This window comes from Halorubrum orientale (genome assembly GCF_059623105.1).
The window spans coordinates 254,260-268,731 of record NZ_JBSPSR010000004.1; the positions used below are offsets into that span (position 1 = coordinate 254,260).

Below are 14,472 nucleotides of genomic sequence, written 5' to 3' on the forward strand. Positions count from 1 at the left end.
TAGTCGTGTCGGTTCAGTCGTCCGCGGCCGCTGGCGTCCGGCGAATCGTGTCGAGACAGTCGAGCCACTCGCGCATGTGTTCACCGATGTACCGCAAGAACGCGCCGTTTCGGTACGACTCGAACGTGCCGTCGGCGAGCCGGTCGGCCATCGACGCGTAGACCGCAGCGTAGTCGGTGGCGTCTGGGTGACCGCCCGTCTCGGCGCGGCCCGCGATGTCGCTGTCGATGTCTGCAGGCTCCACGTCGTCAACGAGCTCCCAGAGGTGTTCGTTCAACTCGAGGCCGGCGACCTCGTTGTGGAGGTCGTCGAACGTTGACCGCGGGGCCTTGTTGTGTTCACAAAGCGGGCCTCCGGAGTAGATCTGGGTGCCGAGTAGGTCACAGGCGCGTTTCAAGAACACTCCACTCCAGATGTCGTCGAACCGGCCCACCTCCCACTCGTTGTCGTCCATCGGCAGCTGGTAGAACGCGGGTACGGCCTCGCGGCGGAACGCGAGGTTCATCGAACACACCGTGAGGTAGTGCCCGCGGGCGGCGACAAAGTCACGCTCGAAGTCGGCCGCCGTCGTCCGAGTTTGCGCCTGTCCCTCGAGGTCGCCGTCCATCAGGATCCGGACAGCATCGAGGTCGGGGACGTTCGTCCACAACCCCTGTGAGGCGACGACGCTCCCGCGCTTGAGTGCGACGGTGTCGGTCTCGACCGTCTCGTCCATCGCCGCATAGGGGTATCCGCGCGGGTAGAGGCCGTGTTCGTCGGCGCGCTGGTAGAGTACGTTCACCCACTGGGTATCAGATCGAACGCGCTCGACGTCGCCAGCGAACGCGAGGTTTTGTAGGTGTCGACCGAAGTAGTCAGCGTCCTCGTGTGGCAGCGTGTCGTCGTCGATGAACACGCCGTACTCGAACGTCGGGTCCGCCCACATGTACAACAGCCCGAAGCTGGTTTCAGCGTGGCTAGCGGCCGGGATCAACTCGCTGTACTCCGCGACGTCGTGACGGTCGTACCACGCCTCACGGCGGGTCCCATCGAACACCTCGCCGGCGACGTCGAGGTCCACCAGCATGTCGGTCATCGCCTCGGTCTCACAGAAGTCCTCGGTCACGAGCACAAAGTGGAGCCGAGAGACGTCGAAGTCGTGAGCGTGGGCGTTCTCGACGTACGCGCGAACGCAGTCGTACTCGCGGATCGTCGGCACGATCACGCAGATGTCTCGGTCGGTCGGGTCGGCGAGTTGGGTGACCATTGTCACACTATTTTTTAGGTCAGCCTAAAACTTTGACGATCGGTCGACCGGTTCCTCACGCGGTGATGAGAGCGAGATGTTAAGCCCCATCGCAGCAACCCCGCCACCGACGAGGGTGACGGCGTTTTTCAGCGCGTGGTCGACGATCGCAGCAGCGACCGCTACCGCGAGCGGAATAGGCGTCACAGCCGCGATGATCCCCGCGAATACCGCCTCGTAGAGTCCGACACCGCCCTGTGAGAGCGGGAAGACTTTCGCAAGGTTGCCGGCGCTAACCGCGAGCGTGCCGGCTGCAGCAAGCAGCACCGGCGTGAGGCCACTGCCGGTCACCCCGACGAGTGCGGCGAGCACGGCCACCGCGGTCGCAACATCGAGTGCCCAGATCGTGAGACTCGAGCCGCCGACGGCCACGACCCGGCGCGGACGCGACACGACGTCACGAACTCCCTCCCCGAACCGAAGCGCACCCGTAACGATCCGTGAGATACCGGTGGTCGACGAGAGGCCCACTCGAGTTACCCACGCACGAATTGCGGGCGCGTACCGACGGTCCGCCTGGGCGAGCACCACCGTTACCCCTGCTAACAGTACGGCCCCGACACCGAGTCCACCCGCAACCACGAGCGTGCTGTGGGCGCCGACCACCAGAGATGATCGGCCGCCAGCGACGAGCACCGCGAAACCGATGCCGCCGAGTACCCCGAGCGCGAGCAGGTCGAAGACCCGCTCTACGGCCAGCGCCGCGCCGCCGGTTGCGTATCTGACCGCGCGGTGGCGCTTAAGCAGGTACGCGCGGAGACCGTCCCCGGCCCGAGCGGGCACCACGAGGTTCGCGGTCTGGCTCACGAAGACGAGTGCGGTGAGGTACCTTAGGCCGTGTCGCTCACCCATCGCGGCGAGCACGTCACCGAACCGACGGCCGCGAAGCGGCCACGACGCCGCGTAGAGGCAGACCGCGAGCGCGAGCAGCCACCGATCTGCGCGGAGGACCGCGTCGACCGCACGCCCGACATCGAGTGTTCGGGCTGCGACGGCGCCTCCACCGACGAGGAGCACGAGTGTCCCCGCGACGGCGAGCCGACCGTCCGTGGCCGACGCCCGGACTCTCGTCCAGCTGCTCATCGCCGGCGCCTCCCGGTCTCGGTTGCCGCCCCGTGGCTCATTCGTTAGTTTAGGCCAGCCTAAATAATATAAGCGTGGCGGTCGCGACCGGCCCACCGATCCGGAGGGCACACCGTCTCACATAGATGCAAGGAGGAAGCCCACGACTTCAGTCGTGGGTCGATGACGCGGTGCTGCTAAGTGGAGGAGTTACGTCTGTGCAGTCATGCGTGCCACACTCGAGACGCTCGGGCTCGCCTGTCTGGTCGGGCTCGCACAGACGGCAGCTGGCGTCGTCGGTCTCGGCCGCCTCTTCGCGCTGTCGGCGCCGTTCGACGTCGCCCCGTGGACGCTCGTGACGAGCGTGTACGCGCACGCCTCCGTCGGTCACCTGCTCGCAAACGCTCTCGCGCTCGGACTCGTTGGTCCACTGGTTGAGCGACGGACGACCCGCCTACGATTCCACGCGTTTGTCGTCGCGAGCGGCGGGCTCGCCGGTGTTGGACAGGTGGTCGTGAGTGGCGTGATCGGCCCTGGAGCGGCGGTGCTCGGACTGAGTGGCGCGGTGTTTGCACTCGGCGGCTACGCCCTGACCGGTAACAAGGTCGCCGACACGGCTGTGGGCCGGCTCTCACCGCGGACGCAGTTGGGACTCTTCATCGGTGTCGCAGTGCTCGGAGCGCTCCTCACGGCAGCGCCCGGCGTGGCGCTCGTCGCACACGCGACGGGTGCATTGTGTGGGCTGCTCGCAGGGCGAGCGCGGGTGCTCGACGTACGGTGACGGACGAAAACGAGAGCGTGGCGCGAATGCGCCTCAGCGCTTAGTCTTCGAGAACGATCTCGATGCTGACGTCGTTCGGCACCTGGACGCGCATGAGCTGTCGGAGCGCGCGCTCGTCCGCATCGATGTCGATCAGCCGCTTGTGAACGCGCATTTCCCAGTGCTCCCACGTCGCCGTCCCCTCACCGTCCGGAGACTTACGCGATGGGATCTCGAGCGTCTTCGTCGGCAGCGGGATCGGACCCGCCAGCGCGACGCCGGTCGAGTCAGCGATCTCGCGGACGTCGTCGCAGATGTCGTCGAGGTCCTCGGGGCTGGTACCGGCGAGGCGGACGCGTGCCTGCTGCATCGATTATCGCTCGTCGACGGAGAGCACTTTCCCGGCCGCGATGGTCTGACCCATGTCGCGGATGGCGAAGCTGCCGAGCTCCGGAATGTCACCGGACGGCTCGATGCTGAGTGGCTTCTGCGGGCGAACGGTGACGACCGCGGCATCGCCGGACTTGATGAAGTCCGGGTTCTCTTCGGCGACCTCTCCGGAGGCCGGGTCGATCTTCTGGTCGATCGACTCGATCGTACACGCGACCTGTGCCGTGTGCGCGTGGAACACCGGGGTGTACCCGGCGGTGATCACGCTGGGGTGCTGCATGACGACGATCTGGGCCTGGAACGTCTCTGCGACGCTCGGCGGGTCGTCGGCCGGGCCACAGACGTCGCCACGGCGGATGTCGTCTTTGCCGAGGCCACGGACATTGAACCCGACGTTGTCACCGGGGCCGGCCTCTGGGACCTCCTCGTGGTGCATCTCAACCGTCTTCACCTCGCCGCCCACATCGGAGGGCTGGAACGAGACGTTGTCACCGGTCCGGAGCATACCCGTCTCAACGCGTCCGACGGGGACGGTTCCGATACCGGAGATGGTGTAGACGTCCTGGATTGGGAGTCGGAGCGGCGCGTCCGTCGGCGGCTCGGACTCCGGCAGGTCGTTGAGCGAGTCAAGCAGGGTCGGTCCGTCGTACCACGAAGTGTTCTCGGACTCCTCGGCGATGTTGTCGCCTTCGAACGCCGAGATCGGCACAAACGTGGTGTCGTCGGTCGCGAACCGGACCTGCTTGAGGAGGTTTTTGACCTCTTCGACGACGTCGTCGTAGGCAGACTCCTCGTAGTCGACGAGGTCCATCTTGTTGACGCCGATGATGAGCTCGTTGATACCCAGGGTACGAGCCAGGAAGACGTGCTCGCGGGTCTGGGGGGCGACGCCGTCGTCTGCGGCGACGACAAGCACCGCGTTGTCGGCCTGGGAGGCGCCCGTGATCATGTTCTTCACGAAGTCACGGTGGCCCGGGCAGTCGACGATGGTGAAGTAGTAGTTGTCCGTGTCGAACTCCTGGTGGGCGATATCGATCGTGACACCACGCTCGCGCTCTTCGGCGAGGTTGTCCATCACATAGGCGAACTCGAAGCCGCCTTTGCCCTTCTCTTCTGCTTCTTCTCGGTGCTGCTCAATTACGTGCTCGGGGACGCTCCCCGTTTCGAAGAGGAGTCGACCCACGAGCGTACTCTTGCCGTGGTCGACGTGGCCGATAATGGCCAGATTCTGGTGCGGTTTGTCACTCATGGGGTAATCACGCGCTAAGGCGCTCTGTGAGTACATTTTCGGTAGATTCCACTAAAACGGTTTCGATACGCCGCACAGGCGATGGCGCCGCCGTCCCGTGATCTTCGTCACACTGACCCACGAGATCACGTCGCACGGGTTCGCACGTCACGTCGGTCCCAGACACGCCGTACAACGACGGCAACCTGGGACCGTGTGACCGTCCGAACGGCGCCACCTCAGCTGAGACGACCGACGTCACCAAGGATTGCGCTTGCCGTCTCTGGACCGCCGGCGCCGCGCCCAGAGATGTTGAGCCGCCCCGCGTGGGTGGTCTCGATCTGCACAATGTTCTGAGTGCCCGAGACCGCGAGCGTCCCATTCTCTGGGACGAGCCGGGGGGCAACCCGCACGGTCTCGCCGGTCGCCTCCCCGATGAGACGGACAGTCCGCCCGTCCTCGGCCGCGAGCCGGAGCGCGGAGCCCGGTACGTCACGTATCCCCTCAACCGATGCATCTGCAAGCGTGAACTCTCGGGCGTCGGCTGGCTCGTCAGCCCCACCGAACGAGAGCACGTTCGCGAGGATTACGCACTTCAGTGCGGCATCAGTGCCCTCAACATCGAAGGAGGGATCTGCTTCCGCGACACCGAGGTCTTGAGCCTCCGCGAGCACGTGGTCGTAGTCGAGCCCCTCGGCCGCCATCCGGGTGAGGATGAAGTTTGCGGTCCCGTTGAGCACTCCTCGGACCGCCGTGACGTGGCTTGGCTCGATATCCTCAACGGTGGACACCGCCGGGATCGCCCCGCCGACGGTCGCCTCGAACCGGATGTCACCGTCGCTCTCGGCGACGAGCGCCTGGAGATCACCATACCGCTCTGCGACCGGCCCTTTGTTCGCCAACACGACGTGTCGATCCCGCTCTAATGCGGTGCGCGCGTGTGAGAATCCAGGCTCTGCGTCACCGAGTGTCGTCGGTGTCGCCTCGATGAGGGCGTCGTAGTCGGCCGCGAGCGCGTCAGCCGGATCGTCGTCGCCGACGATGCCTGCCTCTGCTTTTCGGGTTACGACTGCTTCGGCGTCAACTCCACCCGAGTCGGCTCCGTCCGCGACGATCGCAGTTGAGGAGTCGGCGACAGCGACGACGTCGTGACCGTGCTCGCCCGCCAGCTCGACGACCGACCGGCCCACCGCACCCGCCCCGATGACGGCGAGTCTCACGCCTCCACCCCCACGAGCGGCGCAACAACACGGAGTCCCTTCTCCGCGGCGATGTCTCGAACCGCGTCGAGCGCTGTCGCCGTCTCACCGGCGCGTGCCTCAAGTCGAAGCCGCGCGCTAGAGGCGTCTTCGGTCCCTCGGGGTGCCGCAAGCGACACGTCGGCCACCGACGTCGACGCCGACGCCTCGATCTGCGAGAGCGTGTCCGAGAGGTCGGTGTCGATGAGGTGTCCGTACACAAGCAGTGTGAGCTCCTCGGCGTACCGCTCGGTTCCCGCCTGGATCACGGTGACGCCCTCGTCGTGGAACGCATCGACGATGGCGTCGAAGTGGTCGGGTGTCGCCTCGAAATCGACCTCCACAGGGATTCGCCCGCGCGGCGTCTTGTTTCCGCGCTCGTGGTAAATCGAGAGCAGATTGCCGCCGTTTGTTGCGATCGGCTGAAGTGCCGCGAGGAGCTGGCCTGGCTCGTCGTCGAGCTCGAGTCGAACCGTGTGTGTCGACGATCCCGGCTCGTGGCCGCCGTCAACCGCAGGATCGGTGTCGTCGGTCGGCTCCGCGGGGGCGCCGTCACGACGGTCGCTCACGCGATCACCTCAGCGCCGGCGGCGACCACCCGGCGCATTGGTGTATCAGACACGGAGTGACTGGGTAGTTCCGTGCCGATGCGCCGAGCGAGAGTCGTGCCCGTCTGCATACGCGTACCGAGTCGCCGGGGCAGATATAAGCCTTCGGCGATAGACCGAAAAATCGAGTGGGCCAACGGCTCCCGTGGCCTCAGATGTAGTCGATCGACGACGGCAGTTCGAGCTTCATCCCTTTCCGCTCACGGATCTCCATGATCTGTTCGCGCTGGAGGTTGTCGACGAGCACCCGGAAGCCGGCGTTCTCCGTGTTCCAGGAGGCACGCCCTTCGGTCGCCGAGCGGATGTCCGATGAAAATCCGATCATCTCTTCGACCGGAGCGATTCCTTCGACGACCATGAGGTCACCTTCTTGATACATGTCGTCGACGCGGCCGCGGCGGCCCTGGATCTCACCAGAGGCGGCACCCATGTGTTCGGAGGGCACGTCGATGCGGACGTCCTGGATCGGCTCGAGCAGGCGGACCTCGCCGTCGATGAGCGACCGGTGGACCGCGTCGCGGACCGCAGGGATGACCTGCGCGGGCCCGCGGTGAATCGTGTCCTCGTGCAGCTTCGCGTCGTGGAGACGGAACAACGAACCCTGGACCGGCTCGGCGGCCAGCGGCCCGTCGTCGAGCGCCTCCTGAAGCCCTTCCAGAACGAGCTCCATCGTCTCATTGAGGTGCTGAATACCCTTTGTGTCGTCGATGAGAATGTTCGTCCGGTGGATATCCTCGACGTTCTGGGAGGTGTCTTTGTCCATGCCGGCATCCTGCAGCGCTTCGCGGCGCTCGAGTTCGGGCATGTCCATCGAGACCTCACCGAGCTGGATGGCGTCGACGATCTCCTGGTTCATCGGCTCGACGGTAAGGTAGAACTTGTTGTGGCGGTTCGGCGAGACACCCTCGACCTCGCGGGAGGCCTCCTGTGGCTGCTCGCGGTAGACCACGATCGGCTCGCCGGTGATGACCGGGATACCCTGGTTGTCGCGGATTCGCTGGGTGATGACCTCGAGGTGGAGCTCACCCTGACCGCTGATGAGGTGCTCACCAGTGTCCTCGTTGATCTCGATCTGGATGGTCGGGTCCTCTTTGGCGACCTGCTGGAGCGTCTCGATGAGCTTCGGCAGGTCGTCCATGTTCTGTGCCTCGACGGACTTCGTGATGACCGGCTCAGAGATGTGCTCTATCGACTCGAACGGCGTCATCTCGATCGACGACACCGTCGAGCCGGCGATAGCGTCGCGTAGTCCCGTGACAGAGGCGATGTTCCCAGCCGGGACACGCTCAACTTCTTCCCGCTCGGACCCCATGAACAGCCCGACGCTCTGGATCCGGTTCTTGCCTGCGGTGCCAGAGACGTACAGCTCCTGGCCCTTCTCGAGCGTCCCCGAGAAGACACGACCCGTGGCGATCTCGCCGGCGTGCGGATCCATCGAGATGTCGGTCACCATGAAGACGACGTCGCCGTCCTCGTTGACCAGCTGCATCCCCTCGGCGAGCTCGGAGTCTGCGTCCCCGCGCCAGATACGCGGCACCCGGCGGGGCTGAGCGTCAATCGGGTTGGGGAAGTGTTTACACACCATGTCAAGCACGACGTCCGAGAGTGGAGTCCGGTCGTGGAGCTCGTCGCGCTTGTCGGCCTGCTCAAGATCGATGATGTCGCCAAAGTCCATTCCGGTTCGCTGCATCGAGGGGAGCGAGACGCCCCACTTGTACAGCGCGGAGCCGAATCCGACGGTGCCGTCCTCAACGGAGACACTCCAGTCGTTCGGGATGTCGTCCATGTTCTCGGCCATCCCGCGGATGAGCTCGTTGACGTCGGCGATGACGGCGAGGAGCCGTTCTTGCATCTCCTGGGGACCCTCCTGCAGCTCGGAGATGAGCCGGTCGACCTTGTTAATGAACAGCGTCGGCTTTACGCCCTCACGGAGCGCTTGGCGGAGCACTGTCTCGGTCTGGGGCATCGCGCCCTCAACTGCGTCGACGACCACAAGTGCCCCGTCGACCGCCCGCATCGCGCGGGTGACGTCTCCGCCGAAGTCGACGTGGCCGGGCGTGTCGATGAGGTTAATGAGGTGGTTCGTTTCCTCGTACTCATGAGTCATCGACACATTTGCCGCGTCGATGGTGATACCGCGCTCCTGTTCGTCCTCTTTGGTGTCCATCGCAAGCTGTTCACCCGCGGTGTCCTGTGAGATCATCCCTGCACCGGCGAGCAGGTTGTCTGAGAGGGTCGTCTTGCCGTGATCGACGTGGGCGGCGATGGCGATGTTCCGGATGTACTCCGGGTTGTCCATCAGCCGCTCACACTCTTGTACGATCTTTTTGCGTCGGCCCATTATACCGGTTTGTACCGACAGCAGGGTCAAAAGGGTAGTGTTTCGTCTCGGCCGTGAGGCGGCGTGGGCCCGCCGATCCGGCCGGATCCCCTGTGGCACCGTCTCATACGGAGTCGTCTACACATCCCCCGGCCGGCACCCGGCTTTAAGTAACCGCTCGGCGACAGCCGAGACATGAACGAGACGCTCTCGCAGATCGCCGACGGCGGGGTCGTCGCCGTCTTACGCGGGGTTGACGCCGACCAGCTCGTCGCGATCGCCGAGGCGCTCCAGGCGGGTGGCGTCGACGTCGTCGAAATCACGGCCGACACGCCGGCCGTCACCGACCTGATCGAGACGCTCACCGGCACGTTCGACGACCTCGTCGTCGGCACGGGCACGGTGCTGGACGCCGAGACCGCCCAGTCGACGATCGCCGCTGGTGCCGCCTTCGTCGTCTCGCCGAGTCTCCACGAAGACGTCATCGAGACGTGTAACCGATACGGCGTCGTGTGTGCGCCCGGCGTCATGACGCCGACCGAAGCGATCCGCGGCTACGAGGCGGGTGCCGACTTCGTGAAGGTGTTCCCCGCGAAGACGGTCGGACCAGACCACCTCGCGGCGATGAAGGGCCCCCTCGGCCAAATCCCGATGATGCCGACCGGTGGCGTTGGCCCTGACAACGCCGGCGACTACGTCGAGGCCGGTGCGTTCGCGGTCGGGGCCGGAGGCGCACTCGTCGATTACGAGGCGGCCGCCCGCGGCGACTACGAGGTCATCACTGAGACCGCACGGGAGTTCACGCGGGTCGTAGAGGATGCTCGCAGCGAGGGATGAGCGAGTCGCCGGGGCGACGAGCGAATCGGCTGGGGAGGGTGTGGCTAACTGGTGTCTGGGGGTTGCGCGGTCTCATCCGTCACACAGACACCACCACTCTCGGAATTGACCCACCCACACGGTCCGTAGTCGACCCGCTCACACGGTATCACATAAAATCAGCAATCCCCGACTGCTTGTTCGTATCATCTTCGAACACCGACTCGAGCGCGCTCTCGAGCACGTAGAGCCGCTGTTTCGTATACGGCCGACAGTCGAATCGCTCGGCTACCTCGATCGCCGTGTCGACGTACTTGCTCACAGATCCCTGATGGACCGTCAAGTTCACCCGCCCACCGCACTCGCGACACTCGCCGGTCAGCGGCATCCGGCGGTACTTCTCTCCACAGTCGAGACACCGTGTCTCCTGCCGGGAGAACGCTCGCAGGTTTCCGATGATGTCGGGCAGAAAGTGATACTCGATCACCCGCTCTGCGACGTCCGTCTCGTCGACCGCCCGGAGCTTCCGAGCCAGCTCCAGCTGTGCGTCCATCTTCTCCATCATATCGCCAAGCGTCTTGTACGCCGACAGGTCCGGGCCCATCGCGATATTCGTCGTGTCGTGCGTGTGGTCGAAGCCACGGTACTCCTCGTCGGTCCCGAGTGTGTCCTCGCCGAGTTGGATCAGCTCTTCGACCGTCTCTGGGTCGGCCATCTCGCGCGTCGCCTCGTAAAAGGCGAGCGGGTACCGCCGCACGATGTCCATGTTGTGCGCCTCGTCGTCGATTTCCGAGGGGTCGATCCGCGAGGACATGACGAGAGGTGCATCCATTTTCCCACCCCTTTGATTCGGCAAATAGGTCTTAGAGAAGTTGAGAAGGCCGTCCATGAGAAGCATCACGCAGTCCTCGTCACCGTCACACTGAGCGACCAACAGATCGTTCGCCGCGAGTGTGTGCGTCTCGGCGACGGTGAGATTGTACGTGTACTCGACGTCGCTTTCGAGCAAGGAAACCGACGTCACCTCGTCGGTCTCGATTCCTCCGTCCGTCGCCGTGCTCGTGGCGGCACCAATCGGTGTGTCCTGCTGGGAGGGGTTCGACGGAACCGTATCGCCGGCCGCCAGTTCGTTCGCGGCAACTGTTCGAACGCCATCGTCCACGACGCGCAGCATCGCGTGGTCGGGCGTCACGCGAATTGAACGCCCACGGCGCGTCTCAATCTGAACGAGATGATCCTGACTCGGGTGTTTCGAGACGGCAGTCACCGACTGTGTCGACCGGGTTCCGTGCTCGTCGATGGACGGGACGGCGATCGCACCGTCGAGTTCCTCAACGAGCGTTCCGAAGTCGTCGGTCCGCGGGTCGTCCAGCCGGTCCTCAACGAACGTCTCGATCGGTTCGCGGTGCCACCCCGTGCCGTCTCGGTACTCGATTTCGGTTTCCGGGTGGAAGCAGTTCCGCCGTTTCGCGGCGTGAAAGTACGGGTGTGCGTACCCGACCGCTGCGGAGGTGAACCCGACCACCCGGCCCACAGTCGCCGCGCTCGTGTGTGGTGCCATGCCGAAGACGAGTTCACCAACGAGGTCGTCGCGCTCGGCCACCTCGTAGAAACGGTCGAGCCCGTAGAACTGTTCGAGGAGATCGTCGACGAAGTCGGCCGTCCGCAAGAGATGCTCTGCAGCTCCCTCTGAGAGCACGATGTCTTGAACCTGTAGCTCGACGAGCTGGTCGTCGTGGCGGAGCGGCTCGCCGTCGATATCCGTCTCGTAGCCCAGCTCGCGGAAGTGGTCAGCCGTGACGTCGAGCTCGACGGGGCGAACCGCGGTGACCGGCAGGTCGGTCATGTCGTACCGAACCGTCCCGTCTTTGAACGCGGTGACGCCGTTTTTCGCCCGAAGAACCCCCTTCTCGATCGGCTCAGGGGTTTTGTTCGTCGAGGTGAGCCCCTTCACGCCCTTGAGGATCTCGAAGGCGGTCTCGCGCTCGCCGACCGTCTCCAGCGCCGAGTGGTAGCCATCTCCCACGTCGACCGTCTGGTGGGTCGCTGCGGTCACCTCCCACTCACACCGCGGGCAGACGACGCGACCGGCTTCGTCCGGCTCACAGACGGTGCCACAGTCGCCACACTCGTAGTGTGGCTCGGTGTGGACGTCGCAGTCGGGACACATCGTCCCATGGGTGTGTTCACCGCAGTCGGGACACACACGGTCGGCCACCTCAAGCTCGAGGTGACCGCGATGGCCCTTGTCGTCCATCGTGCGGGCGGCCGCAGTCACGTCTCGCTGGGGGCCGCCCGCCTCCCCGATCGGAAACAGCGTGTGGACCGCCGGCGAGAGGTCGCGGCTCTCTGATTTCTCCGGGCGGCCCATCCGATTGCCGATCCGAACCGGCGCTCGCTCGCGAACGGTGAACGGAGCGACCGCGTCGACCGCCCGCACCGCGTTCTCCCCGTCGTCCCACGTACGAGCCTCGCGGGGGATGTCATCGCGGTTCCACGGCATCCGGAGTCCATCGTCGAGTCCGAGCGACTGCGCGAGTGGCCGCCACGTCGGAATCCGGAGCGCGTCCGCGGTGGCGGTATGCTCGACGAGCAGCCGCTCTAGCGTCCGCGCCGTCTCAGGGGTGTGTTCGATCGCCAGCACGCCCTCAACGACCGCACCGTCGGCGACGGCCTCGGCAAGCGACACGAACGCCTCAACGGAGATGTCGTGCCAGAGGTAGGTGTACTCGGGGTGGAGCGGACAGTCGTACGACGTCGCCCACTCGAGCGCAAGCGCCGGCTCCGGATGTTCAAGATCGATCGCGGGGTCGTCTGCGAGCGCCTGGACGTCGGCACCGGCTGCCTCGAACTCCTGAATCCACCACTCGTAGACGTACGAGGCGGGGACGAGCGGATGGTTGTTCTCGACGAACTCGCCGTAGTTCACGAGGTACTCGCCGAGGTCGAGGATCGCTTCGATCCCGTTGCGCAGCTCGAGTGCCGTCTCGGGGTCGTCGATCCGTCGCACCTCGCCGGTCGCGAGCCGGACGGTGGGGCCGTCTATCGAGTCGACCGGGACGACCCCGTGAGCCTTGCCCGGTCGCTCCGTTTTGATCTGTGTGCCGGTCGCGAGGAAGTCGTCGACGATGTGCATCGTCGCCGGGTGGACGCCCCCGGTCGCGAACCCGTGGTTTCGCGCTCGGCCGTACCGGAGCCGGAACCCCCCCGGCTCCGACGGATGCGTGAACACTGGCCGCCCGGCGATCAGGTCCCGGAGGAACTTCGTCGACGGCTCCGGGCGCGGCGGGCCCGCTGGCTCGTCGCGGTCGGTCTCGCTGCGGTCGGTCTCGTCGCCGTCGATTGCATCGCTTCTACTGCCGTCGTCCTCGGTGGAATCGCCGCCGTCGCTGTCACCACTGTCAGCCCCATCGCCGGCGCCAGCCGCTGACTTCCCGATCGTCCCGTCAATCAGGTCTTGGAGCCACGGCCAATCGACCTCGTCCAGCTTGCGGGTGTACCGCTGGATCTTCGGGGCCTTGAGCGCGATCCCTTCGGCTGCGACGAGACACATTCCGCCGCGTGCCGAGTTGGTGTCCACTCGCTCGAGATCACGGAAGCCAGAGACCTCCTCGTCGCCGGTTGCCTCCCCGTCGAGCATGATGGGGATATGCTTGGCGATGAACTTCGACTCCGCGTCTTTTGGGGTGTACTGGAGCCCGGTTTCGCGGTCGTAAAGCGCGATCTCCTCCGCGTAGCGCTCGACCTCCTCGGTTCGTGCGTGGTACTCGTCGATCCCGAGAAGCGCCCGGGCGTAGTCTGCGACGAGCACCGAGAGTGCCTGTGCGGTCCCACCGGCCGATCGGATCGGGCCGGCATAATAGACGTTGACGAACTCCGTGCCGTCATCGTTCGTCAACAGCTCGACGCGGTCGATCCCTTCGATCGGCGCCGCAACGACGCCTTCGGTGAGCAGCGCGACAGCCGTTCTGACCGCCCCCTCGATTTTCCCCTCACGGGAGTCGTAGTCGCCGACGGTGCCATCAACGAAGTCATACACGAGCTCCAGTGCTGCCTCCTCGCGCGACATCTGCCCGTCGAGTTCGCGGACGCGCGCTGCGACCCCATCGATCCCGAGGATGTTCTCAACGCGGTCGGCCATGTCGCGGGCGACCGGGATTTCGATCTGCGGCACGGGGTCGTGTCCCTGCGCTTTTGCCGTCTCGGCCACGTCGAACGCCTCGTCGAGACGCTCTTCGAGCCGAGCGAAGTACCGCTCGTCGGCCGGTCTCATCGGATCCAGGTGCCGGCCACTGTCGGTGAGATGTGGACGCTCACAGCCACAGGTCGAGATCGGTGACCGGGTCGTGTGTGCGCTCCAGCGGCTCGGCGAACGCGCGGAGGTGACACTCACCGGCCCACACGGTCGCCGCGTCGAGGTGGCCAGCAACCGCCTGCCCGCTCGGCCGCGACAACACCGCGTGGGTGTGTGCGAAGACGTCGTCGTTGAGCACGGAGACGTTGCCGACGCAGGCGGCGACCTCCAGCGGCTCGTCGAACGTCACCGACCGGTACTCGGTCGCCTCTTGATCGTAGAACCACACCTCGGCGTCCTGTACCGCGCCAAGCGCGGTGAACCAGCCCGCCTCGACGGCTTCCTCACGTGCGAGCGTCTCTATCTCCTCGCGCCAGTCGGCGCCCGTCTCGAACCGCGCGACGTACTCGGCCGTCGCGTCGACTTCGCGATACTGCATGCACCTCCATGGCTCGTCACCGGACAAAAAGG

At 65.3% G+C, this 14,472-nt stretch carries 11 protein-coding genes; 2 read left to right on the plus strand and 9 right to left on the minus strand.

The window, feature by feature from the left end:
- Positions 1-13: 13 nt before the first annotated feature.
- Complete coding sequence (locus ACWUI7_RS06185) at positions 14-1,246, minus strand: alpha-1 4-glucan-protein synthase (protein WP_496641343.1); 1,233 nt, start codon at positions 1,244-1,246, stop codon at positions 14-16.
- 24 nt (positions 1,247-1,270) lie between these two features.
- Positions 1,271-2,368: a lysylphosphatidylglycerol synthase transmembrane domain-containing protein gene (locus ACWUI7_RS06190; RefSeq protein ID WP_496641344.1), complete on the minus strand. Its 1,098-nt coding sequence runs from the start codon at positions 2,366-2,368 to the stop codon at positions 1,271-1,273.
- Between the two features lie 205 nt (positions 2,369-2,573).
- Here ACWUI7_RS06190 and ACWUI7_RS06195 point away from each other — a divergent pair, with 205 nt between their 5' ends.
- Complete coding sequence (locus tag ACWUI7_RS06195) at positions 2,574-3,128, plus strand: rhomboid family intramembrane serine protease (RefSeq protein WP_496641345.1); 555 nt, start codon at positions 2,574-2,576, stop codon at positions 3,126-3,128.
- A gap of 40 nt (positions 3,129-3,168) precedes the next feature.
- Here ACWUI7_RS06195 and rpsJ read toward each other — a convergent pair whose 3' ends face one another.
- From rpsJ to ACWUI7_RS06220, 5 genes are all read right to left on the minus strand, one after another.
- Entirely contained in the window at positions 3,169-3,477 is a 309-nt protein-coding gene (gene rpsJ / locus ACWUI7_RS06200) for a 30S ribosomal protein S10 (RefSeq protein WP_496641346.1), read from the minus strand.
- A gap of 3 nt (positions 3,478-3,480) precedes the next feature.
- On the minus strand, positions 3,481-4,746 hold the full coding sequence (gene tuf / locus ACWUI7_RS06205; RefSeq protein ID WP_496641347.1) for a translation elongation factor EF-1 subunit alpha: 1,266 nt from the start codon (positions 4,744-4,746) through the stop codon (positions 3,481-3,483).
- A 218-nt stretch (positions 4,747-4,964) separates the two neighbouring features.
- On the minus strand, positions 4,965-5,945 hold the full coding sequence (locus ACWUI7_RS06210; protein ID WP_496641348.1) for a homoserine dehydrogenase: 981 nt from the start codon (positions 5,943-5,945) through the stop codon (positions 4,965-4,967).
- Positions 5,942-6,532, minus strand: coding sequence for an amino acid-binding protein (locus tag ACWUI7_RS06215; RefSeq protein ID WP_496641349.1), 591 nt, complete (start codon positions 6,530-6,532; stop codon positions 5,942-5,944). Before ACWUI7_RS06215 ends, ACWUI7_RS06210 begins: the two co-directional genes overlap by 4 nt.
- Positions 6,533-6,722: 190 nt before the next feature.
- Positions 6,723-8,912 (minus strand): elongation factor EF-2, encoded by a 2,190-nt coding sequence (locus tag ACWUI7_RS06220; RefSeq protein ID WP_496641350.1) that lies wholly within the window; start codon positions 8,910-8,912, stop codon positions 6,723-6,725.
- Positions 8,913-9,086: 174 nt separating this feature from the next.
- Here ACWUI7_RS06220 and ACWUI7_RS06225 point away from each other — a divergent pair, with 174 nt between their 5' ends.
- Positions 9,087-9,728, plus strand: a complete 642-nt coding sequence (locus ACWUI7_RS06225) for a bifunctional 4-hydroxy-2-oxoglutarate aldolase/2-dehydro-3-deoxy-phosphogluconate aldolase (RefSeq protein ID WP_496641351.1) — start codon at positions 9,087-9,089, stop codon at positions 9,726-9,728.
- A gap of 148 nt (positions 9,729-9,876) precedes the next feature.
- On the opposite strand, the gene ACWUI7_RS06230 is transcribed toward ACWUI7_RS06225, so the two are convergent.
- Positions 9,877-13,980, minus strand: coding sequence for a DNA-directed DNA polymerase II large subunit (locus ACWUI7_RS06230; RefSeq protein WP_496641352.1), 4,104 nt, complete (start codon positions 13,978-13,980; stop codon positions 9,877-9,879).
- A 40-nt stretch (positions 13,981-14,020) separates the two neighbouring features.
- On the minus strand, positions 14,021-14,440 hold the full coding sequence (locus ACWUI7_RS06235) for a PPC domain-containing DNA-binding protein (RefSeq protein ID WP_496641353.1): 420 nt from the start codon (positions 14,438-14,440) through the stop codon (positions 14,021-14,023).
- Positions 14,441-14,472: the final 32 nt, after the last annotated feature.